The organism is Streptomyces sp. NPDC017676, from assembly GCF_044329325.1.
Classification (GTDB): Bacteria; Actinomycetota; Actinomycetes; order Streptomycetales; family Streptomycetaceae; genus Streptomyces.
This window is the reverse complement of sequence record NZ_JBIRJA010000015.1, coordinates 214,127-234,985: the sequence shown is the minus strand read 5'-3', so window position 1 is coordinate 234,985 and position 20,859 is coordinate 214,127. Positions and strand designations below refer to the sequence as shown.

The following is a 20,859-nucleotide window of genomic DNA, read 5'->3' as shown; positions in this document are numbered from 1 at the left end:
CCGCCCATTCGGTTCGCTCGGCTGGAAGCCTCCGTCTTCCCGGCTCCCGCCTAGCTGTCCGTCGGGGCCGGGGTCTCGGTGTCGGTCGGCGTGGGAGTCGGCGTCGGGGAGTCGGAGGGGGGCGGGGTCGTCGGGCTCGGCGTCGGGTCCGTGGGCGGTGGGGACTGCGTGGCGGGAGGCTCGGTGGGCGGTGTGCTCGGCGGGGGCGACGGGGGTGTCGGTGAGGCGGGGGGCGGGGTCGGGCGGCTGGGTGCCGTGCCGTAGCCGTCGATCGAGACCACCGCGCCCGCCGGTGCCACCGCCACCTGCGCGTGCCAGTGGCCGGACGGCTCGCGCAGATGGTCGACGTACACCTTGATCGTCAACGTCCGGCCGGGTCCGAGGGTTCCCGAGGACTGGCTGAAGTAGAGCCAGCCGGCCGTCGTGGACACCGACCAGCGGACCTCGGACCCGCCGGACGCCGTGAGGGTGATCAGGGTCGTGTCGCCGTCGTTGGCGGCGCTGACTTCGAGCTGTCCCGCGCCCTTCTCGCCCTTGCCGCCGACGCTGACGACCTCCACCGAGACGTCCGCCTTGCCGTTCTTTCCCATGCGGACGCCCGGCTTCACGCTGGCGTTCCCGGCGTTCTCGTAGCCACCGGACGTGTCGCCGCCGAGCGCCTCGGGACCCTGCGCCTCCCGCGCGGTCGCCGAGCGGCCGTCGTCCTCTCCGGCCGGCCCGCCCCGGTAGGCGGCCCAGAGGGCGAGGACCGGTGCGGCGACCACTGTCGCCACGACCGTCGTCGTGACCGCCCGCGCGCGGATGCGGTCGCGGCGGGCCGCGCGGTCCTTGGGGTCCATCGGGAAGCCCCGCCGGTCGAAGCGGGGTACGGCGGCGCCCCGCGCGCGCGGGTGGCGTGCCAGGGCCGCGCGCGGGGCTTCCAGGACGGGCAGCTCGGCGGGGGTGACCGTGGCGCCGGGCCAGCGGCCGGGGACCGCGCGCTCGGCGGTGCGGCGGCAGCGCGGACAGTCGTCGACGTGGCGGACCAGCTCGCGGCGCAGGGCAGCGCTGAGGACCAGCCGGTTGTCGCCGGTGAGGTGGGCCACGCTCGGGCAGCCGCCCGTCTCGACCACGGCGAGGGCCGCGCGCGTGCGCTCCACTTCGCAGGCGGCGGAGGCGAGCAGTTCCCGCGCGGCGGCGGGCTCCATCCCGAGGACGGCGGCGACCTCGTGCGTGGCGAGGTGGTGCCGGACGGCGAGTTCCAGGGCCTCGCGCTGCTCGGGCGTGGTACCGGCGGCCTCCGGCCAGGCCAGCAGCGCGAGCTCGCGTCGCCGCTGCTCTTGGATGTCCGGGGGGAGGGCGGCTGACGCGGGGGGCTCTTTGCCGGTGCGCCCGGGAGCCCGGGAACTCCCGGGGGCTCCAGAGCGCCACTGAGCTCCGGCGGAGGGCCCGGCGGAACCGGTGGCTCCGGGAGACCCGAGTGGACCGTCAGTGCCTTGGGCCCAAGAAGATCCTTCTGCCCATGAAGTCCTACCGGCCCCGGCAGTCCCCTCAGCCCCCGCAGTCCCGTCGGCCCCCGCCGCCCCAGCGACCCCGTCGCCCCAGGCAGTGCCGGCGGCTCCAGCGCCGCCCCCGCCCCCGGCGCCGTTCCGGCCCACAGCGCCGCCCCCGCCCCCGGCGCTCCTCTTCCCCGCAGCGCCGGACCCACTCCCGGCGCCCCCGTCCGCCCCCTTCCCCGTGCTCCCCGCCCCGCCACGTCCCGCCGCGTGTGTGGCCTGACGTTTCTGCTTGGCCTCGGCGAGCTTGCGGAGGCAGGCCCAGCGGGCCAGGGCGTACAGCCAGGCCCGCTGGTCGCCGGGGGCCCCGGGGGCGCGGTGGCCGCGCCGTTCGGCCAGGGCCAGGGCGTCGCCGAGGGCGGCGGTGGCCGTGTCGTGGTCGCACAGGACGGACAGGCAGTAGGTGAACAGGCCGTCCAGGTAGGGCTCGTAGCGCGCTGGCGTGCGCTGGGTGACGGTGCGCGCGGCGGCGCGGTCGCGCGCCTCTTTCTCCTCACGGTTCTCGCGCGCTTCGCGTCGTGCGTCACGGGCCTCACGTGTCCCGCGATGCGCCCGGTGCGCGCCTGTCGTGCGGGTGGTCGTCTCCGGACTGCTGCTCATCACCCGTGCGACCGTAGGCGGCTGCGGAGTGCCCCTTCTGGAACCTTGAGCACTTTTAATCCGTACGGGTGAAACGATCCCTCATAAGGGGACAGGAACCCTTTATTCCGCGGCTGGATCCCGGTGGGCGCTGGCCGAGAACGGTTCACCCACACGTGCTCCCCGCTCCCTCCCCGCTCCTTCGCGCCCGACCGCCGGCCCCGTTGTCAGTGCCCCGGGCTACGGTTTCCGCATGGCTGCCCGTACCAAGACGACCAAGGACCGCCCGTCCTACCGCTGCACCGAGTGCGGCTGGCAGACGGCCAAGTGGCTCGGCCGCTGCCCGGAGTGCCAGGCCTGGGGCACGGTCGAGGAGTACGGCGCGCCCGCGGTCCGGACCACCGCACCGGGCCGGGTGACCTCCTCCGCGCTGCCCATCGGCCAGGTCGACGGCCGGCAGGCCACCGCCCGCTCGACCGGCGTGCCGGAGCTGGACCGGGTGCTCGGCGGCGGTCTCGTGCCGGGCGCGGTCGTCCTGCTCGCGGGCGAGCCCGGTGTCGGCAAGTCCACCCTGCTGCTGGACGTGGCCGCCAAGGCGGCCGGCGCCGAGCACCCCACCCTCTATGTGACCGGCGAGGAGTCGGCGAGCCAGGTGCGGCTGCGCGCCGACCGCATCGGCGCGCTCCACGACCACCTCTACCTGGCCGCCGAGACCGACCTGTCCGCGGTCCTCGGCCACCTGGACGAGGTCAAGCCGTCCCTGCTGATCCTCGACTCGGTGCAGACGGTGGCCTCCCCGGAGATCGAGGGCGCGCCCGGCGGCATGGCTCAGGTCCGCGAGGTGGCGGGGGCGCTGATCCGGGCGTCCAAGGAGCGGGGCATGTCCACGCTGCTCGTGGGCCACGTCACGAAGGACGGCGCCATCGCCGGCCCCCGCCTGCTGGAGCACCTGGTGGACGTGGTGCTGCACTTCGAGGGCGACCGGCACGCGCGCCTGCGTCTGGTCCGGGGCGTGAAGAACCGCTACGGGGCGACGGACGAGGTCGGCTGCTTCGAACTGCACGACGAGGGCATCACGGGCCTCGCCGACCCCAGCGGCCTGTTCCTGACCCGCAGGGCCGAGCCGGTCCCGGGCACCTGCCTGACCGTCACCCTGGAGGGCCGCCGTCCGCTGGTGGCCGAGGTGCAGGCGCTGACCGTCGACTCCCAGATCCCCTCTCCGCGCCGTACGACGTCCGGCCTGGAGACCTCCCGGGTGTCGATGATGCTGGCCGTCCTGGAGCAGCGGGGCCGGATCAGCGCGCTGGGCAAGCGGGACATCTACTCGGCGACGGTCGGCGGCGTGAAGCTGTCGGAGCCGGCCGCCGACCTCGCCATCGCGCTCGCCCTCGCCTCGGCCGCCAGCGACACCCCGCTGCCGAAGAACCTGGTGGCGATCGGCGAGGTGGGGCTCGCGGGCGAGGTCAGACGGGTCACGGGGGTCCAGCGCAGGCTCGCCGAGGCCCACCGGCTGGGCTTCACGCACGCGCTCGTACCGGCCGATCCGGGGAAGGTGCCGCCCGGCATGAAGGTCCTGGAAGTCGCCGACATGGGCGACGCGCTGCGGGTCCTGCCGCGCTCCCGTCGCCGAGAGGCCCCACGGGAGGCGGAGGAGCGCCGGTAGACTTTGCCCAGGTCTCGCCCGTCCGTACGAACCGAGTGCGGGTGCGGGAGCGCGTCAGAACCTGCGACCGGAGGAGTGCAGTGGCAGCCAACGACCGGGCAGCAGCTCCCGGCAAGTCCGGTGGGAGTGCCGGTTCCGATGGTCTGATGCGCGCCTCCCTGAGCGCCGTGGCACCCGGTACGGCCTTGCGTGACGGCCTGGAGCGCGTCCTGCGCGGCAACACCGGCGGGCTCATCGTCCTCGGCTCGGACAAGACGGTCGAGGCGATGTGCACGGGCGGTTTCGTGCTGGACGTCGAGTTCACCGCGACCCGGCTGCGGGAGCTGTGCAAGCTGGACGGCGGCATCGTGCTGTCGTCGGACCTGTCCAAGATCCTCCGGGCGGGCGTGCAGTTCGTGCCGGACGCGACGATCCCGACGGAGGAGACGGGCACGCGGCACCGCACGGCGGACCGCGTGAGCAAGCAGGTCGGCTTCCCGGTGGTCTCGGTCTCCCAGTCGATGCGGCTGATCGCCCTGTACGTGGACGGTCAGCGGCGCGTCCTGGAGGACTCGGCGGCGATCCTGTCCCGCGCGAACCAGGCGCTGGCGACCCTGGAGCGGTACAAGCTCCGGCTGGACGAGGTCGCGGGCACGCTGTCGGCGCTGGAGATCGAGGACCTGGTCACGGTCCGGGACGTGTCGGCGGTCGCGCAGCGGCTGGAGATGGTCCGCCGTATCGCCACCGAAATCGCCGAGTACGTGGTCGAGCTGGGCACGGACGGCCGTCTTCTCGCCCTCCAGCTGGAGGAGTTGATCGCCGGGGTCGAGCCCGACCGCTCGCTGGTCGTCCGCGACTACGTGCCCGAGCCGACGGCGAAGCGGTCCCGCACGGTCGACGAGGCGCTGGCCGAGCTGGACGCGCTGACCCACGCGGAGCTGCTCGAACTCGGCACGGTGGCGCGGGCCCTGGGCTACACGGGATCTCCCGAGACGCTGGACTCGGCGGTGTCCCCGCGGGGGTTCCGGCTGCTGGCCAAGGTGCCGCGGCTGCCGGGCGCCATCATCGACCGGCTCGTGGAGCATTTCGGGGGCCTGCAGAAGCTGCTCGCCGCGAGCGTCGACGACCTTCAGACGGTGGACGGGGTCGGCGAGGCCCGCGCGCGGAGCGTGCGGGAGGGGCTGTCGCGCCTGGCGGAGTCGTCGATCCTGGAGCGCTACGTCTGATTCCGGGGCCGGGCGCCTATGAACCCGGTGCCGGATGCCGTACGGCTGCGAGCCCGTTGGGGGGCGTTCGCGCGGTTCCCCGCATCCCTGAAGCAAGCTGCGCGTCGCCCGCCCGAGGGGCGCGGGGAACTGCGCGGTCAGCCACACCGGGCCGGCACCCGACGACGCACCCGCGCCGCCCCCGTCCTCAGTCGGCCGACAGCACGAACGACGCCTGGGCCTTGCCGAAGCCCGGGGTCTTGGCCTCCAGCAGATACGTGCCCGGCTTCGCGGAACCCCCGGAGGGCGTCGCGCAGTGGGCCGCGCTCGGCTTGCGGTCCCACTTCACGGTGTAGGTGATGCTCTGGCCGGCGGGCACCCGGAACACCAGGCTGCCAGCGCCCCCGGGGCAGTCGGCCGACGACCAGAACGTGTCGTCGCCGTCCGCCGGCGTGACCGTCAACACCGCGTTCTTGGGACCGAGATCGACCTTGCAGTCGGCCGAGGAGCTGTTCTTCGCGATGAGCTCGAACGTCGGCGTCTGGTCCGGCGAGTAGGAGTTGTGCACGCTGCGCAGGCTCAACGCCACGGCTCCGGCCGTGCAGTTGGGCAGCGTGGAGGACGCCGGGAGCGTGTCGCCCGTACCGACGCCGCCGCCACCGGACGCCGTACCCGAACCCGAGCCGTCACCCGCTCCCGAGGAACCGTCGGCCGAACCGCCGTCCCCGCCGTTCCCGCCGGAGGCGGAACCGGAACCGGAGCCGGAGCCGCTGCCGCCGGAGCCCCCGCCGTCCGACTCGTCGCGCCCGCCCGGGTGTTGGCTGATGGCAGGACCGGACGAGCTCGGTCCAGGTGTGATGGTGTGCGTGGGGTTCTTGCCGTTGGACCCGTCGGCGTTCTTCTTGCCGCCTCCGCCGCCGGCGGTGACGATCCACGTGATCACCAGCGCCAACAGGGCGAGCAGGGACAGCAGTACGGCCCTCCGACGCCAGTAGATGGAGGAGGGAAGCGGCCCGACCGGATTGCGCAGAGATCCCACGGCGCAAACTGTACGAGAGATCGCCGCGCTCGCTCGCGCCACCCGCCGCGCCGGCGCCAACTTTTCCGGATCATCATCCCGGCAACTGCCGCGGACGCCGCGGTTCTTCATGTTCCGCCACGCTCGGTGACCGCGCCGTCACCCATCGGGCCCGCCAACCCGTGGCAGGATCGGAAGGGCCATGACTGAGATGCTGCACGCCCCCGTGATCGCCTGGTTCGAGACCCACGCCCGCGACCTCCCCTGGCGCCGCCCGGAGGCGGGCCCCTGGGGCGTGATGGTCAGCGAGTTCATGCTCCAGCAGACCCCCGTGAACCGGGTGCTGCCCGTCTACGAGGAGTGGCTGGCCCGCTGGCCGCGCCCCGCCGACCTGGCGAAGGAGGCGCCCGGCGAGGCGGTGCGCGCCTGGGGCCGGCTCGGCTATCCGCGCCGGGCCCTGCGCCTGCACGGTGCCGCGGTCGCCATAACGGAGCGGCACGGCGGTGACGTACCGACGGACCACGCACAGCTGCTCGCGCTGCCCGGCATCGGCGAGTACACGGCCGCCGCGGTGGCCTCGTTCGCGTACGGGCAGCGGCACGCGGTGCTGGACACCAATGTGCGCCGGGTGCTCGCGCGGGCGGTGACCGGGGTGCAGTACCCGCCGAACGCGACCACGGCCGCCGAGCGGCGCCTGGCACGGGAGCTGCTGCCGCAGGACGAGCGGACCGCCGCGCGGTGGGCCGCCGCCTCCATGGAGCTGGGCGCGCTGGTGTGCACGGCGAAGAACGAGGGGTGCCCCCGGTGCCCGATCGCCGCGCAGTGCGCCTGGCGGCTCGCGGGCAAGCCGGAGCACGCGGGTCCGCCGCGTCGCGGGCAGACGTACGCCGGTACGGACCGGCAGGTGCGCGGCAAGCTGCTGGCCGTGCTGCGGGAGGCGCACGCGCCGGTGCCGCAGGCGGTGCTGGACCGGGTGTGGCACGAGCCGGTGCAGCGGGCGCGCGCGCTCGACGGGCTGGTCGCGGACGGTCTGGTGGAGCCGCTTCCGGGCGGTTTTTACCGGCTGCCGCTCGGCTGACGCACAGCCAAGTCACAACGGCTCAGCATCCGTTACGGCGATCCAGGCCGGACAAATCGCCCCATAGCGCCACAAATACCCTGCCATCTCTACCCTGTTCTTTCGTCCGTTACACAACCGACGGATAGCCGATTGCCAGCCGCAGGCTGGTCCGCACAGCCCCGTGACAACCACTCCGTAGCTTCTTCTCCGTGCCCGGCGGACCACCGGGCGCGGGGAGAGCGGGACTTCGGGCGAGGGCCGGAAGCACAACGGGGAACGGAGGCGGTTGATCATGGCGCAGGGCGAGGTGCTCGAATTCGAGGAGTACGTCCGCAGCCGGCAGGACGCGCTGCTGCGCAGCGCCCGTCGGCTGGTCCCGGACCCGGTCGACGCCCAGGACCTGCTGCAGACGGCGCTGGTGCGGACGTACGGCCGCTGGGAGGGCATCGCGGACAAGCGGCTCGCCGACGCCTATCTGCGCCGGGTCATGATCAACACGCGGACCGAGTGGTGGCGGGCGCGCAAGCTGGAGGAGGTGCCGACCGAGCAGCTTCCGGACGCCTCCGTCGAGGACTCCACCGAGCAGCACGCCGACCGGGCTCTGCTGATGGACGTCATGAAGGTGCTCGCACCGAAGCAGCGCAGTGTCGTGGTGCTGCGACACTGGGAGCAGATGTCCACTGAGGAGACGGCCGCTGCCCTCGGCATGTCGGCCGGTACGGTCAAGAGCACGCTGCACCGGGCGCTCGCCCGGCTCCGTGAGGAGCTGGAGGCCCGCGATCTGGACGCACGCGCTCTGGAGCGTGAGGAGCGGGAGCGTTGCGCGGCCTGACCGGGGCCGGGCCCGACCGGGCCCGAGGCAGTACACAGGCGGTGATCGCGGTGGGGACCGCGCTCGCCGCCCCCGCCCTTTTGCTCGCCGCGTGCGGCAGCGGGGGCACGGGCGCGCGGGACGAGGGCCCGGCACACGCCTCGGCGGTGGCCGGGGCCGTCGCCTCCCCCTCCCCGGGCCCTTCCGAGAACTACCGGCGGGTGGACGCCGTCGCGCTGGTCAAGAGCGATCCCGAGGTGTCGTCGGCGGTCAAGCGGGAGCTGAAACCGTGCAACGGCGATGAGTACCCGGTCGACGTCTCCTACGGCAATCTGACCGGGGCCCCGGTGGACGATGTCGTCATCAACGTGCTGACCTGCGCCGACGCGGTCGGCATCGGCTCGTACGTGTACCGGGACGACGACGGCTCCTTCAGGAACGTCTTCAAGAGCGAGGAGTCCCCGGTCTACGCGGAGATCGACCAGGGTGTCCTGTCGGTGACCAGGCAGTACTACGAGAAGGGCGACCCGATCTCCAGCCCGTCCGGTGAGATCGTGACCCCGTACACCTGGAAGGCGGGACGGTTCGCCCAGGGCAAGCCCACGCGCAACGAGTACAGCAAGTCCGCCGGCGGGGGCCCGACACCCGCACCGGACAGCTGACACCGCCCCACACCCCGCACACCTGACCGCCACACCTACCCCACGAGGACTGAGAGCACCGGGATGGCAGAGCAGACCCACGTCCTGTTCGTCGAGGACGACGACGTCATCCGCGAGGCCACCCAGCTCGCCCTGGAGCGGGACGGCTTCGCGGTCACCGCGATGCCCGACGGCCTGTCGGGCCTGGAGGCGTTCCGGGCGAACCGCCCCGACATCGCGCTGCTGGACGTCATGGTGCCGGGCCTGGACGGGGTCAGCCTGTGCCGCCGGATCCGGGACGAGTCGACCGTGCCGGTGATCATGCTGTCGGCGCGCGCCGACTCCATCGACGTCGTCCTGGGCCTGGAGGCGGGCGCCGACGACTACGTGACCAAGCCCTTCGACGGTGCCGTGCTGGTCGCCCGGATCCGCGCGGTGCTGCGCCGCTTCGGGCACGCCGGCGGATCCGCGCAGGCTGAGGAGGCCGCGTCGGCGGACGGCGGCACACTCGCCTTCGGGGACCTGGAGATCGACACCGACGGCATGGAGGTGCGCCGGGCCGGGCAGCCGGTGGCGCTGACCCCGACCGAGATGCGGCTGCTGCTGGAGTTCTCCGCCGCGCCGGGCACCGTGCTCTCCCGCGACAAGCTGCTGGAACGGGTGTGGGACTACGGCTGGGGCGGCGACACCCGGGTCGTGGACGTGCATGTGCAGCGACTGCGGCAGAAGATCGGCCAGGACCGGATCGAGACGGTCCGCGGCTTCGGCTACAAGCTGAAGGCCTGAGCGGAGCGGCGTGATGCGGGGGATTCTTCGGCACCCGGTCCGGCGCATGGAGCGCGCGGGCCTGCGCACCGGGCTCCGGTGGAAGGTCAGCGCGGCCATCGCGCTGGTGGCCGGGCTGGTGGCGATCGTGCTGAGCCTGGTCGTGCACAACGCGGCCCGCGTCTCGATGCTGGACAACGCCCGCGAGCTGGCCAACGACCGGGTGCTGATGGCCCAGCGCAACTACGAGCTGAACCGGGGGCCGGTCTTCCCCTACGTCAAGGTCGACGACCCGGAGCTGCCGGCCGCACTGCGCGACAGAGTCGAGCGGGGCCGCCGGGCGAGCGATGTCTCCGAGCATCACGGGGTGGCGGACATCTGGGCGGCCGTCCCCGTGAAGGACGGGCATGTCCTGTCCCTGCACAGCCATCTGCCCAACCGCAGCACCGACATGCTGCAGGACCTGGACCAGGCCCTGATCATCGGCTCGGTCGCGGTCGTGCTCGGCGGCAGCGCGCTGGGCGTGCTGATCGGCGGGCAGCTGTCCCGCCGGCTGCGCAAGGCGGCGGCCGCCGCGAACCAGGCCGCGGCCGGCGAGACCGACATCCGGGTGCAGGAGGCCATCGGCGGGGTCGTACGGGACGAGACCGACGAACTCGCGCGCGCGGTGGACGCCATGGCGGACGCGCTGCGGCAGCGCCTGGAGGCCGAGCGGCGGGTCACCGCCGACATCGCGCACGAGCTGCGCACCCCGGTGACGGGTCTGCTGACCGCCGCCGAGCTGCTGCCGCCCGGCCGGCCCACGGAGCTGGTCCTGGACCGGGCCAAGGCCATGCGCACCCTGGTCGAGGACGTCCTGGAGGTGGCCCGGCTGGACGGGGCCTCGGAGCGGGCGGAGTTGCAGGACATCATGCTCGGCGAGTTCGTCGCGCGCCGGGTGGCGGCCAAGGATCCGGACATCGCCGTGCGGGTGGTGCACGAGTCGGAGGTCACCACCGACCCCCGGCGGCTGGAGCGGGTGCTGTTCAACCTGCTCGCCAACGCCGCCCGGCACGGCCGGCCACCGATCGAGGTCACCGTGGAGGGGCGGGTCATCCGGGTCCGCGACCACGGCCCCGGCTTCCCGGACGAGCTGCTCGCCGAGGGGCCGAGCCGGTTCCGCACCGGCAGCAAGGACCGCGCCGGGCAGGGCCACGGCCTCGGACTGACCATCGCGGCGGGCCAGGCGCGGGTGCTGGGCGCCCGGCTGACGTTCCGCAACGTACGGCCCGCGGGAGCGCCGGCCGGTGTTCCCGCGGAGGGTGCGGTGGCCGTCCTGTGGCTGCCGGAGCACGCTCCGACCAACACGGGCAGCTATCCGATGCTGCCCGCGTCCGGCGGCGCCCCGGTGCCGCAGACAGGCCCCGTTCGCCGCGCGGCCCGGGACATGTGAGGGTGCACCGCTCACCGAGGAGACCGGGCCGAGGCCCGCTGTCCAGGCCCAGCACCGAGGCCGATGCCCGGGCTCGACACTGAGGCCCGGCCGGCCCGGCGCGTTCCGTCTCCTGCCGGTATCGGTCGAGCACGTCGATGGCCCGGCGCCGCATCTCCGACCGAGCGGCGGCGTCGGCCCCGGTGGCCCTTCCGTCACCGCCTCGGGGGGCTCAGGTGGTCGCCACCACCAGTTCCTCCGCCCGCGACGGCCTGAGCCCGTCCGGCCGGCCGGCGAAGTAGCGGCGGGTGAGTTCCTCCGCCGGTATGTGACGGGCGTCACGGAAGCCGGCCTCACGGGTCAGGGCCACCATCCGCTGGGGCCTGAAGTGGCTGAGGAACGGGGTGCCGGACGCGCGCGCACCCCGCTCCGCCGCTTCCTGGAACGGCCGCAGCTCGGGCTCTACGTCCTCGGCCGGCCGCAGGAACGTGGTGGCGAGCGTGGAGCCCGGCGCGAGCGTCGCGACCTGCCGGAAGCTCGCGGTGATGGCGTCGCGCGTGAGGTACATGGTCACGCCGGTGCAGGCCACGACCGCCGGGCGGTCCGGGTCGAGACCGGCCGCGAGCAGCCGCCCCCACCAGTCCCCCTCGAAGTCGACCGGCACCAGCCGCAGCCAGCCGGGCACCTCGTGGCCGAGCTCGGCGAGCCGGCGCCGCTTCCACTCCTGCGGCCCGGGCCGGTCCGCCTCGAACACCCGCAGCCGCGCGGCGACCTCCGGCCGGCGCTGGGCGAACGTGTCCAGACCGGCGCCGAGGACGACGTACTGGTCGACGCCCCGCGCGGCCTGCTCCACGACGAGGTCCTCCACGAACCGGGCGCGGGCCGCGATGGACGCCCGCACGGGCCGGGTGGCCCGCTCGTCCATGTCGGGGCGGGACCGCCAGTCGTCGCCGGGATCGGCCAGGCGCAGCCCGATCTCGTCCTCGATGACGTGCGGCGGCGGGTCGGCCTGGACGTGCAGCGCCCGCCACAGGGCTACCCGCACCGCCGTGTGGTCCGGCAGCACGGCAGGCCGCACGGTCACCCGAAGTCCTTGGAGAAGTCCAGCTCCTCGCTGCGCTCGGTCAGCGAGTACCAGTTGCCGCTGTCGTCGCGGAAGATCGCCTCGATGCCGTACGGCCGCTCCTTCGGCTCCTGGATGAACTCCACCCCGCGTGCCTTGAAGGCCGCGTAGTCGCCCCGGCAGTCGTCCGTCTGGAACGCCCCCGCGCCCAGCACTCCCTTGGCGACCAGCTTCTTCATCGCCTCGGCGGACTCGGGGTCCAGGCCGTCCAAACTCATCAGCGCCAGCTCCAGACCGGGCTGGTCCTTGGCGCCGACGGTGATCCAGTGCATATGGCCCAGGGCGAGGTCGCTGCGCACCTCGAAGCCCAGCTTCTCGGTGAAGAACGCCTTCGTCCGCTGCTGGTCGGTGGTCCACACGGTGCTGATGGCCAGGCCCTTGATCATGACTGCGCTCTCCTGTAGCGAGGCTGCTGTTCCTGCTCGTCACCGTAGGCAGGACCGGGCGCGGCGCGCTTCTTCGATGTTGCGGTGTTGAAACCGCCGGCCCAGAGCATCGCGTAGCAGCCGGGTATGAGGGCGGCGCCGCGGCCGACGTGCCGCGACCGGTACTCGCTCGGGGTGAGGCCGGTGCGGGCCTTGAAGCGGGCGGAGAACGTGCCGAGGCTGCTGAAGCCGACCAGGGTGCAGATCTCGGTCACCGTGAGGTTCGCCGTGCGCAGCATCTCCTCGGCGCGCTCGATCCGCCGGTGGGTGAGGTACTGGCCGGGCGTCTCGCCGTACGCCTCCTTGAAGGCGCGCAGGAAGTGGTACCGCGAGTACCCGGCGTGCGCCGCCACCACGTCCAGGTCCAGGTCCGGGTCGGCCCAGTCCCGGTCCATGGCGTCCTTGGCCAGACGCAGGCGGCGGATCTTGTCCATGCCCCGATGGTGACACGGGGGTCTGACATCGGGCCCGGTGCGGGAACGACCGAAGGCCCCGGCGCTGCGGACACGCACCGGGGCCTTCGGGCTCAGGCAGATCTCAGGCGGCCTCGACCACGGCCACCGGCGCCGCGTCGGCATCCTCGGTGGCGGCCTTCGGACCGCCCTTGAGCGGCACCTCCTTGACGAACAGGGCCGCGATCAGCACCAGCACCGAGACCCCGGCGCCCAGCAGGAACGCGGAGTGCGTGCCCGAGGACACCGCGTGCTGGTACGCCTCGCGGACCATTGCCGGAAGCTTCTCCAGGCTCTTCGCGTCCAGCTGCGCCGACTTCTCGGTGATGTTCTTGCCCACCGCGCCGGTCCGCTCGGCCATGACGGCCTGGACCCGGTTGTTGAACAGGGCGCCCATGATGGCCACGCCGAAGGACGAGCCGAGCGTACGGAACAGGGTCGTCGAGGAGGACGCCACGCCCATGTCCTTCATCTGGACGCTGTTCTGCGCGACCAGCATGGTGATCTGCATCAGGCAGCCCATGCCCGCGCCGACCACGGCCATGTAGACACCGGAGGTCAGGCGGGTCGTGTCGGTGTCCATCAGGGACAGCAGATACAGGCCGACGGTCATCAGGACGCCGCCGACGATCGGGAAGATCTTGTACCGGCCGCTGTTGGTGGTGACCCGCCCGGCGACCATCGAGGTCACGAGCATCGCGCCGAGCATCGGCAGGAGCAGCAGTCCGGAGTTGGTGGCGGAGGCGCCCTGCACGGCCTGCTGGTACAGCGGCAGGAACAGGGTGGCGCCGAACATCACGAAGCCGGTGATGAAGCCGATGACCGACATCAGGGTGAAGTTGCGGCTCCGGAAGATGTGCAGCGGCACGACCGGCTCGGCGGCCTTGGTCTGCCAGAACACGAACCCGACGAGCGCGGCCACGCCGATGCCGGTCAGCTCCATGATCCGCGCGGAGGTCCAGGCGTACTCGGTGCCGCCCCAGGTGGTGACCAGCACGATGGAGGTGATGCCGACGGTCAGCAGCAGCACGCCGAGGTAGTCGATGCCCGCCTTGGAGCGCTTCTTCGGCAGGTGCAGTACGGCGGTGACGAGCGCGAGGGCGACCGCGCCGAGCGGCAGGTTGATGTAGAAGGCCCAGCGCCAGCCCCAGTTGTCGGTGATGGTGCCGCCGACCAGCGGGCCGCCGATCATCGCCAGCGCCATCACGCCGGCCATCATGCCCTGGTACTTGCCCCGCTCCCGCGGCGGGATCAGGTCACCGATGATCGCCATGACGCCGACCATCAGACCGCCGGCGCCCAGGCCCTGCACGGCACGGAACCCGATCAGCTGGCCCATGTCCTGGGCCATGCCGCTCAGCGCCGAGCCGAGGAGGAAGATCACGATCGAGCTGAGGAAGGCGCCCTTGCGCCCGTACATGTCGCCGATCTTGCCCCAGATGGGGGTGGAGGCCGCGGTGGCCAGGGTGTAGCCGGTGACGACCCAGGAGAGGTGCTCCAGTCCGCCCAGCTCACCCACGATCGTGGGCATCGCCGTGCCGACGATCATGTTGTCCAGCATCGCGAGCATCATCGCGATCATCAGTGCGAGCAGCACCACCCGCACACTCCGGGGCTGTTTGCCCTCGGCCGCACTCTGGGGCTGTCCGCCCCCTGCTATGACACTTTCGACCGTGTCCGCCATCGTCTTCCCATTCCCCCTGCGGCAGATACTTACTTGCCGCCCGGCTAGTTACTACACTGCGGAAGGTAGACCCGCTACTAGCCGGGCGTCAAGCAAGTTTTCGCGGGAGCGCGAGGAGTACGAGGATGGGCCTCACCATGGACGGCACCAAGCAGCAGCGCCGCGGCAACACCCGCCAGCGCATCCAGGACGTGGCGCTCGAACTCTTCGCGGAGCAGGGCTACGAGAAGACCTCCCTGCGGGAGATCGCCGAGCGCCTCGACGTCACGAAGGCGGCCCTGTACTACCACTTCAAGACGAAGGAAGAGATCATCGTCAGTCTCTTCGCGGATCTGACGAAGCCGATCGAGGACCTGATCGAGTGGGGCGGGCAGCAGCCGCACACCCTGGAGACCAAGCAGGAGATCGTCCGCCGCTACAGCGAGGCGCTGGCCGGCGCGGAACCGCTGTTCCGCTTCATGCAGGAGAACCAGGCGACGGTCCGGGAACTGCGCATCGGCGACACCTTCAAGGACCGGATGCGGGGCCTGCGGGACATCCTCATCGACCCGGAGGCGGAGCTGGTCGACCAGGTCCGCTCGGTCAGCGCGATGTTCACGCTGCACGCCGGGATGTTCGTGATGCAGGACCTCGAAGGCGACTCCGAGAAGAAGCGCGAGGCCGTTCTCGAAGTCGCCTTGGACCTCGTCGCTCAGGCGCACGAGCACGCCCGCGGGAAGGACTAGGTCAGACCTTCACACCCTGGGCGCGCAGGAACGAGACCGGGTCGATGCCGGAGCCGTAGTTCGGGGTCGTACGGATCTCGAAGTGCAGGTGCGGACCGGTGGAGTTGCCGGTGGAGCCGGACAGCGCGATGTGCTGGCCGGTCGCGACGACCTGGCCGATCCGGACGTCGACCCGGGACAGGTGCGCGTACTGCGAGTAGGTGCCGTTGCCGTGCTTGATGACGATGGCGTTGCCGTACGCCGGGCCGTCACCGGCGCCGTTGGGGCCGGCCTTGACGACGGTGCCGCCGTGCGCGGCGACGACCTCGGTGCCGGTCGGCACGGCGAAGTCCTGGCCGCTGTGCTTGTGCGCCCAGTGGCTGCCGGCCTGCGCGAAGCCCGCCGAGAGCGTGTACTTCTTGACCGGGTCGACCCAGGAGCCGGCGGACGCGGTGGCGGCGCTCGCGACCCCGGTACCCAGCACGGCCGTGGCGCCGAGTCCGGCAGCCAGGACGGTCACACGGGCACGGAGCGAGGACGTACGGGAAGAGCGGGACGTGAAGCGCTGGAACATCTGGACCTCGTGAACTCGGAGACGTTTCCGCCACCCGGCGTACAGACGTCCATGGAGACGTTTCACCGGTGCGGCCATTCCTTGGTAACCGAGCACCCCATCAGGCCCAAAACGCCCCAAGTACGGCATCAGATAGTAGACGGCGCCAATACCACCCATTTTCTTGACAGCCGTACACCGCGGCCCCCACGGCCCTGACGACGCACTTCCCGGGCGCGCCGTCGCAGGGCAAAGCTCCCCCTTTTGTCCGTTTTGCCTATCTGGCGCATCCCACTATCCCGGCTAGTACCGGACATTTCGCCTGTGCCGCATATCACCGGCGCTCCTTGTCGATGAATGCAGAAATGTGATGCAGACCTCTAGGCGCCTACCCTCCAGTAACCCTACGGTTCCCCTCGCGCCACCCTCGCCTCAGATCATGCCCCTGACATTCAGAGACGCGAGAGGACCCCCACCGATGACCAGACGCCTCTGGGCACGCCGCATCTCCGTGACCACCGTCTCCGTGGCCGCCCTGGCCGCGCTGGCCGCCCCGGCGGCGACGGCCGCCCCGGCCGGGGCCGCGACCGCGAGCACCTCCGCCGCCAAGGTCGACCACGCCGCCTGGCAGAAGGACTGCCAGGCGGTCATGGACCAGGCCCTCCCGTACCTCAAGGAGCGGATCGCCGCCGCCAGGCCCGGCGAGAAGCAGGCGATCGTCCTCGACGTCGACAACACCACGCTGGAGACCGACTTCGGCTTCAGCTACCCCCAGCCGGCCAACCGGCCCGTCCTGGACGTCGCCCGCTACGCCCAGGACCACGGCGTCTCCCTCTTCTTCGTCACCGCCCGCCCCGGCGTCCTGTACTGGCCCACCGAGTACAACCTCGAACACGACGGCTACGACGTCTCCGGCCTCCGCGTCCGCGGCCTGGTCGACCTCTTCAAGGACGTCGCCGCCTACAAGACCGCCCAGCGCGTCGACATCGAGAACGACGGCTACACGATCATCGCGAACATCGGCAACAGCGCCACGGACCTGTCCGGCGGTCACGCCGAGAAGACCTTCAAACTGCCGGACTACGACGGACAGCTGTCGTAGGACCGAGCGTGCCCGGCACAAACCGCGTCATCGGCACGGAACCCGCGCCGGGGAACGCCGAAGGGGCCGGTGCCCGAAGGCACCGGCCCCTTTCGTCCGGCTGAGCCGCCGGAGGCTGACGCTTACTCCTTGCTCAGGTTGGGCCCGGCCCCACCCGCGGCCTGCTCGATCGGCGGGACGTCCGGCAGTGCCGACTTCTCCTCACCCCGGAAGGTGAAGGTGGCGGCGTCGCCCTCGCCCTCGGTGTCCACGACCACGATGTGACCGGGGCGCAGCTCGCCGAAGAGGATCTTCTCCGAGAGCGTGTCCTCGATCTCGCGCTGGATCGTGCGGCGCAGCGGCCGGGCGCCCAGCACCGGGTCGTAACCCTTCTTGGACAGCAGTTCCTTCGCGGACTGGGAGAGCTCGATGCCCATGTCCCGGTCCTTCAGGCGCTCGTCCACCTTGCTGATCATCAGGTCGACGATCCGCAGGATGTCCTCCTGCGTGAGCTGCGGGAAGACGACCACGTCGTCGACGCGGTTGAGGAACTCGGGGCGGAAGTGCTGCTTGAGCTCGTCCGACACCTTGTTCTTCATGCGCTCGTAGTTGGTCTTCGTGTCACCCGCGGCGGCGAAGCCGAGGTTGAAGCCCTTGGAGATGTCCCGGGTGCCGAGGTTGGTCGTCATGATGATGACCGTGTTCTTGAAGTCCACGACCCGGCCCTGGGAGTCGGTCAGGCGACCGTCCTCCAGGATCTGCAGCAGCGAGTTGAAGATGTCCGGGTGGGCCTTCTCGACCTCGTCGAAGAGGACGACCGAGAACGGCTTGCGGCGCACCTTCTCCGTCAGCTGGCCGCCCTCCTCGTAGCCCACGTATCCGGGGGGCGAACCGAAGAGACGCGACACCGTGTGCTTCTCGCTGAACTCCGACATGTCGAGGGAGATCAGCGCGTCCTCGTCACCGAAGAGGAACTCGGCGAGCGCCTTGGACAGCTCGGTCTTACCGACACCGGACGGGCCGGCGAAGATGAACGAACCACCCGGACGCTTCGGGTCCTTCAGGCCCGCACGCGTACGACGGATCGCCTTCGACAGCGCCTTGACGGCGTCGTTCTGGCCGATGACCCGCTTGTGGAGCTCCTCCTCCATGCGGAGCAGGCGGGAGGACTCCTCCTCCGTGAGCTTGAAGACCGGGATGCCGGTGGCCGTGGCGAGGACCTCGGCGATCAGCTCGCCGTCGACCTCGGCGACGACATCCATGTCGCCGGCCTTCCACTCCTTCTCCCGCTTCGCCTTGGCGGCCAGGAGCTGCTTCTCCTTGTCGCGCAGGGACGCGGCCTTCTCGAAGTCCTGCGAGTCGATCGCGGACTCCTTGTCCCGGCGGACGGCGGCGATCTTCTCGTCGAACTCGCGCAGGTCCGGCGGAGCGGTCATCCGGCGGATACGCATCCGGGAACCGGCCTCGTCGATCAGGTCGATCGCCTTGTCCGGCAGGAAGCGGTCCGAGATGTACCGGTCGGCCAGGGTGGCCGCCTGGACCAGGGCCTCGTCCGTGATGGAGACGCGGTGGTGCGCCTCGTACCGGTCGCGCAGGCCCTTGAGGATCTCGATCGTGTGCGGCAGGGACGGCTCGGCGACCTGGATGGGCTGGAAGCGGCGCTCCAGGGCCGCGTCCTTCTCCAGGTGCTTGCGGTACTCGTCCAGCGTGGTCGCACCGATGGTCTGCAGCTCGCCGCGGGCCAGCATCGGCTTCAGGATCGAGGCGGCGTCGATGGCGCCCTCGGCGGCACCCGCACCGACCAGCGTGTGCAGCTCGTCGATGAACAGGATGATGTCGCCGCGGGTGCGGATCTCCTTGAGCACCTTCTTGAGGCGCTCCTCGAAGTCACCGCGGTAGCGGGAGCCGGCGACCAGGGCGCCGAGGTCCAGCGTGTAGAGGTGCTTGTCCTTGAGCGTCTCGGGCACCTCGCCCTTGACGATGGCCTGGGCGAGGCCCTCGACGACGGCGGTCTTGCCGACGCCGGGCTCACCGATCAGCACCGGGTTGTTCTTGGTACGGCGGGACAGCACCTGCATGACCCGCTCGATCTCCTTCTCGCGCCCGATGACCGGGTCGAGCTTGGACTCACGAGCGGCCTGGGTGAGGTTCCGGCCGAACTGGTCCAGGACGAGAGAGGTCGAGGGGGTGCCCTCGGCCGGGCCGCCCGCGGCGGCGGTCTCCTTGCCCTGGTAGCCGGAGAGCAGCTGGATGACCTGCTGCCGCACCCGGTTGAGGTCTGCGCCCAGCTTGACCAGGACCTGGGCGGCGACGCCCTCGCCCTCGCGGATCAGGCCGAGCAGGATGTGCTCCGTGCCGATGTAGTTGTGGCCCAGCTGAAGGGCCTCGCGGAGCGACAGCTCCAGGACCTTCTTGGCACGGGGGGTGAAGGGGATGTGCCCGGACGGGGCCTGCTGGCCCTGACCGATGATCTCCTCCACCTGCTGGCGGACCGCCTCAAGCGAAATGCCGAGGCTCTCCAGGGCCTTAGCGGCGACACCTTCGCCCTCGTGGATGAGACCCAGGAGGATGTGCTCGGTGCCGATGTAGTTGTGGTTGAGCATCCGGGCTTCTTCCTGAGCCAGGACGACAACCCGCCGCGCGCGGTCGGTGAACCTCTCGAACATCGTTAATCGCTCCTCAGAGCGGTCAGGCAGTGGGGGGAACTTCCCCTCCCTGTCCTTCCGCAGCTTAGTCCCGCAAGCGGGGACCGCTCATTCCAACTGCCGACACCGTGGATGGCCTCCTGACCCGTGACGCCGACATCTGCTCCAACCCGATGGTGCGAGACGATGTTCCCGCAGGCCAGACAGTTACCCCAGTCGCCAGTACGCCGATGGCGAACGTGAGACGGCCTTTCCTGCGTGTCGCCCCCTCCCACTAGGCATGTCTTACCCGCAGGGACTGACACTCCATGCGGCGCGCACCGGTTCCCTCCGCTATGGGCGAACAACCTTGCGCCTCCCCGGGCCCCCACGCGCCCCCTCGTCCGCCACTGTGCGCAGCCGACAGGGCACCCAGCGTAACTCGAAGGGGGGTCCGGCGGTTGCTCCTGGCATGGTTGGCTCGGTCCCCATGACCTCCACGGTCCCCCTTCCCCGCCGGTCCGTCGATCCGGGCGCCCCGGCAGCCGGTCTCCCCGCCGGCCCGGAGGCCCGGGCCCGGCACTGGTACGAGAACGATCTGGGGTGGCCGACCGTGCCCGGAGAGCCGCTGCGGCTGCGCACCGGGGTGCGGTTCGACGTGCTGGACGTACCGGCCGAGGCGGGCGCGAAGGCGCTCCGGCATCTCGCGCCGGGCTCCCCGGTGGCCCTGCGGGGCGACCGGATGCAGCTGTTGGTGGCCGCGGGCAGCGCGGAGGAACTGCCCGGTCTGCTGGCCTGGCTGGAGTGGGGCGCGGTGGCCCTGGACCTACGCGCCCTCGGGGCGGGCGGCACGATGGAGGCCCCGCCGCCGCCCGCGGGGGCCGCCGCCGCACGGTCTGGACCCGTACGGGCCGGGGTTGCGCGCGAGCCGTCCACGCAGGGGGCCGCCGTGTGGTTGCGGCCCCCCGGTCCGGAACGTGAGGCCGGGGCCTCGCTGCCCGCCATGCCGGCCGTGCCGGCGTCGCCCCCCGGGGGGCGCGAGGGGAGCGCCCCCGATCTCGTGCGGCTGGTGGACACGGTGGCAGCGCAGTGTCACCGGGTCCGGCTGCGGCGCGCGTGCGCCGGGCATCCCGCCGGTCGGCCGGATCAGCCGTTGGCCTTCTCGTAGGCCTCGCGGATGGACGCGGGAACCCGGCCGCGGTCGTTGACCTCGTAACCGTTCTCCTTCGCCCAGGCGCGGATCGCCGCGGTGTCCTGGTTGCCGCCGGTAGCGGCGCGCGCCTTTCCACGCCCGCCGGAGGAACGGCCGCCGGTACGACGCCCGCCCTTCACATAGGGGTCAAGAAGCGTGCGCAGCTTGTCCGCATTGGCAGTCGTGAGATCGATCTCGTACGTCTTGCCGTCCAGCGCGAACGTCACGGTCTCGTCCGCCTCGCCGCCGTCGAGGTCGTCGACAAGAAGGACCTGAACCTTCTGTGCCACCGCATTTCCTTTCATCGATAACGTTGAGGGCCAGGGGTGTGCGGCGTCCGCCGTTTCGCCGCCC

The 20,859-nt window shown here is 71.6% G+C and carries 19 protein-coding genes; 10 read left to right on the top strand and 9 right to left on the bottom strand.

Features of this window, described 5'->3' with window-relative positions; all coding sequences use genetic code 11:
* Positions 1-50 precede the first annotated feature (50 nt).
* Positions 51-2,135: a hypothetical protein gene (locus ACH4LD_RS30440; protein ID WP_398054589.1), complete on the bottom strand. Its 2,085-nt coding sequence runs from the start codon at positions 2,133-2,135 to the stop codon at positions 51-53.
* A gap of 232 nt (positions 2,136-2,367) precedes the next feature.
* On the opposite strand from ACH4LD_RS30440, the gene radA reads away from it, so the two are divergent.
* Together radA and disA are read left to right on the top strand one after the other, a co-directional pair.
* On the top strand, positions 2,368-3,777 hold the full coding sequence (gene radA / locus ACH4LD_RS30435) for a DNA repair protein RadA (protein ID WP_014674157.1): 1,410 nt from the start codon (positions 2,368-2,370) through the stop codon (positions 3,775-3,777).
* Between the two features lie 80 nt (positions 3,778-3,857).
* Positions 3,858-4,982 carry a DNA integrity scanning diadenylate cyclase DisA gene (gene disA, locus ACH4LD_RS30430; protein WP_015493313.1) on the top strand — a complete coding sequence of 375 codons (1,125 nt, stop codon included), beginning with the start codon at positions 3,858-3,860 and terminating at the stop codon, positions 4,980-4,982.
* Positions 4,983-5,169: 187 nt separating this feature from the next.
* Here disA and ACH4LD_RS30425 read toward each other — a convergent pair whose 3' ends face one another.
* Entirely contained in the window at positions 5,170-6,000 is an 831-nt protein-coding gene (locus tag ACH4LD_RS30425) for a hypothetical protein (protein ID WP_398054590.1), read from the bottom strand.
* A gap of 181 nt (positions 6,001-6,181) precedes the next feature.
* Between ACH4LD_RS30425 and ACH4LD_RS30420 the strand changes: the two genes are divergently transcribed.
* The 5 genes from ACH4LD_RS30420 (at position 6,182) to cseC (ending at position 10,688) form a co-directional block, all read left to right on the top strand.
* Positions 6,182-7,057, top strand: coding sequence for an A/G-specific adenine glycosylase (locus ACH4LD_RS30420; RefSeq protein WP_398054591.1), 876 nt, complete (start codon positions 6,182-6,184; stop codon positions 7,055-7,057).
* A 274-nt stretch (positions 7,058-7,331) separates the two neighbouring features.
* On the top strand, positions 7,332-7,871 hold the full coding sequence (locus ACH4LD_RS30415) for a SigE family RNA polymerase sigma factor (RefSeq protein ID WP_014674153.1): 540 nt from the start codon (positions 7,332-7,334) through the stop codon (positions 7,869-7,871).
* A complete protein-coding gene (locus ACH4LD_RS30410) occupies positions 7,859-8,512 on the top strand; it encodes a hypothetical protein (protein ID WP_398054592.1) in 654 nt (217 codons plus the stop codon). Before ACH4LD_RS30415 ends, ACH4LD_RS30410 begins: the two co-directional genes overlap by 13 nt.
* A gap of 63 nt (positions 8,513-8,575) precedes the next feature.
* Positions 8,576-9,277, top strand: a complete 702-nt coding sequence (gene cseB / locus ACH4LD_RS30405; protein WP_103817325.1) for a two-component system response regulator CseB — start codon at positions 8,576-8,578, stop codon at positions 9,275-9,277.
* A 13-nt stretch (positions 9,278-9,290) separates the two neighbouring features.
* Positions 9,291-10,688, top strand: a complete 1,398-nt coding sequence (gene cseC / locus ACH4LD_RS30400; RefSeq protein WP_398054593.1) for a two-component system sensor histidine kinase CseC — start codon at positions 9,291-9,293, stop codon at positions 10,686-10,688.
* 211 nt (positions 10,689-10,899) lie between these two features.
* On the opposite strand, the gene ACH4LD_RS30395 is transcribed toward cseC, so the two are convergent.
* From ACH4LD_RS30395 to ACH4LD_RS30380, 4 genes are all read right to left on the bottom strand, one after another.
* Positions 10,900-11,751 carry a class I SAM-dependent methyltransferase gene (locus tag ACH4LD_RS30395; RefSeq protein ID WP_398054594.1) on the bottom strand — a complete coding sequence of 284 codons (852 nt, stop codon included), beginning with the start codon at positions 11,749-11,751 and terminating at the stop codon, positions 10,900-10,902.
* Complete coding sequence (locus tag ACH4LD_RS30390) at positions 11,748-12,176, bottom strand: VOC family protein (RefSeq protein WP_398054595.1); 429 nt, start codon at positions 12,174-12,176, stop codon at positions 11,748-11,750. Before ACH4LD_RS30390 ends, ACH4LD_RS30395 begins: the two co-directional genes overlap by 4 nt.
* Entirely contained in the window at positions 12,173-12,649 is a 477-nt protein-coding gene (locus ACH4LD_RS30385) for a helix-turn-helix transcriptional regulator (RefSeq protein ID WP_398054596.1), read from the bottom strand. The genes ACH4LD_RS30390 and ACH4LD_RS30385 overlap by 4 nt, the downstream gene beginning before the upstream one ends.
* Positions 12,650-12,752: 103 nt before the next feature.
* Positions 12,753-14,351 carry an MDR family MFS transporter gene (locus ACH4LD_RS30380; RefSeq protein WP_398054597.1) on the bottom strand — a complete coding sequence of 533 codons (1,599 nt, stop codon included), beginning with the start codon at positions 14,349-14,351 and terminating at the stop codon, positions 12,753-12,755.
* Positions 14,352-14,476: 125 nt separating this feature from the next.
* Here ACH4LD_RS30380 and ACH4LD_RS30375 point away from each other — a divergent pair, with 125 nt between their 5' ends.
* Positions 14,477-15,076, top strand: a complete 600-nt coding sequence (locus ACH4LD_RS30375) for a TetR/AcrR family transcriptional regulator (protein WP_132789936.1) — start codon at positions 14,477-14,479, stop codon at positions 15,074-15,076.
* Position 15,077: 1 nt separating this feature from the next.
* On the opposite strand, the gene ACH4LD_RS30370 is transcribed toward ACH4LD_RS30375, so the two are convergent.
* Positions 15,078-15,629 (bottom strand): M23 family metallopeptidase, encoded by a 552-nt coding sequence (locus ACH4LD_RS30370; RefSeq protein WP_398054598.1) that lies wholly within the window; start codon positions 15,627-15,629, stop codon positions 15,078-15,080.
* Positions 15,630-16,086: 457 nt separating this feature from the next.
* Here ACH4LD_RS30370 and ACH4LD_RS30365 point away from each other — a divergent pair, with 457 nt between their 5' ends.
* Positions 16,087-16,710, top strand: a complete 624-nt coding sequence (locus tag ACH4LD_RS30365) for an HAD family acid phosphatase (RefSeq protein WP_398054599.1) — start codon at positions 16,087-16,089, stop codon at positions 16,708-16,710.
* 122 nt (positions 16,711-16,832) lie between these two features.
* Here ACH4LD_RS30365 and ACH4LD_RS30360 read toward each other — a convergent pair whose 3' ends face one another.
* The gene (locus tag ACH4LD_RS30360) at positions 16,833-19,355 is read right to left on the bottom strand and encodes an ATP-dependent Clp protease ATP-binding subunit (RefSeq protein WP_014674145.1); all 2,523 of its coding nucleotides are present in this window, start codon (positions 19,353-19,355) and stop codon (positions 16,833-16,835) included.
* A 448-nt stretch (positions 19,356-19,803) separates the two neighbouring features.
* Between ACH4LD_RS30360 and ACH4LD_RS30355 the strand changes: the two genes are divergently transcribed.
* Entirely contained in the window at positions 19,804-20,481 is a 678-nt protein-coding gene (locus tag ACH4LD_RS30355) for an SCO3374 family protein (RefSeq protein WP_398054600.1), read from the top strand.
* Here ACH4LD_RS30355 and ACH4LD_RS30350 read toward each other — a convergent pair.
* On the bottom strand, positions 20,460-20,795 hold the full coding sequence (locus tag ACH4LD_RS30350; RefSeq protein ID WP_103817333.1) for an Lsr2 family protein: 336 nt from the start codon (positions 20,793-20,795) through the stop codon (positions 20,460-20,462). The genes ACH4LD_RS30355 and ACH4LD_RS30350 overlap by 22 nt on opposite strands.
* Positions 20,796-20,859: the final 64 nt, after the last annotated feature.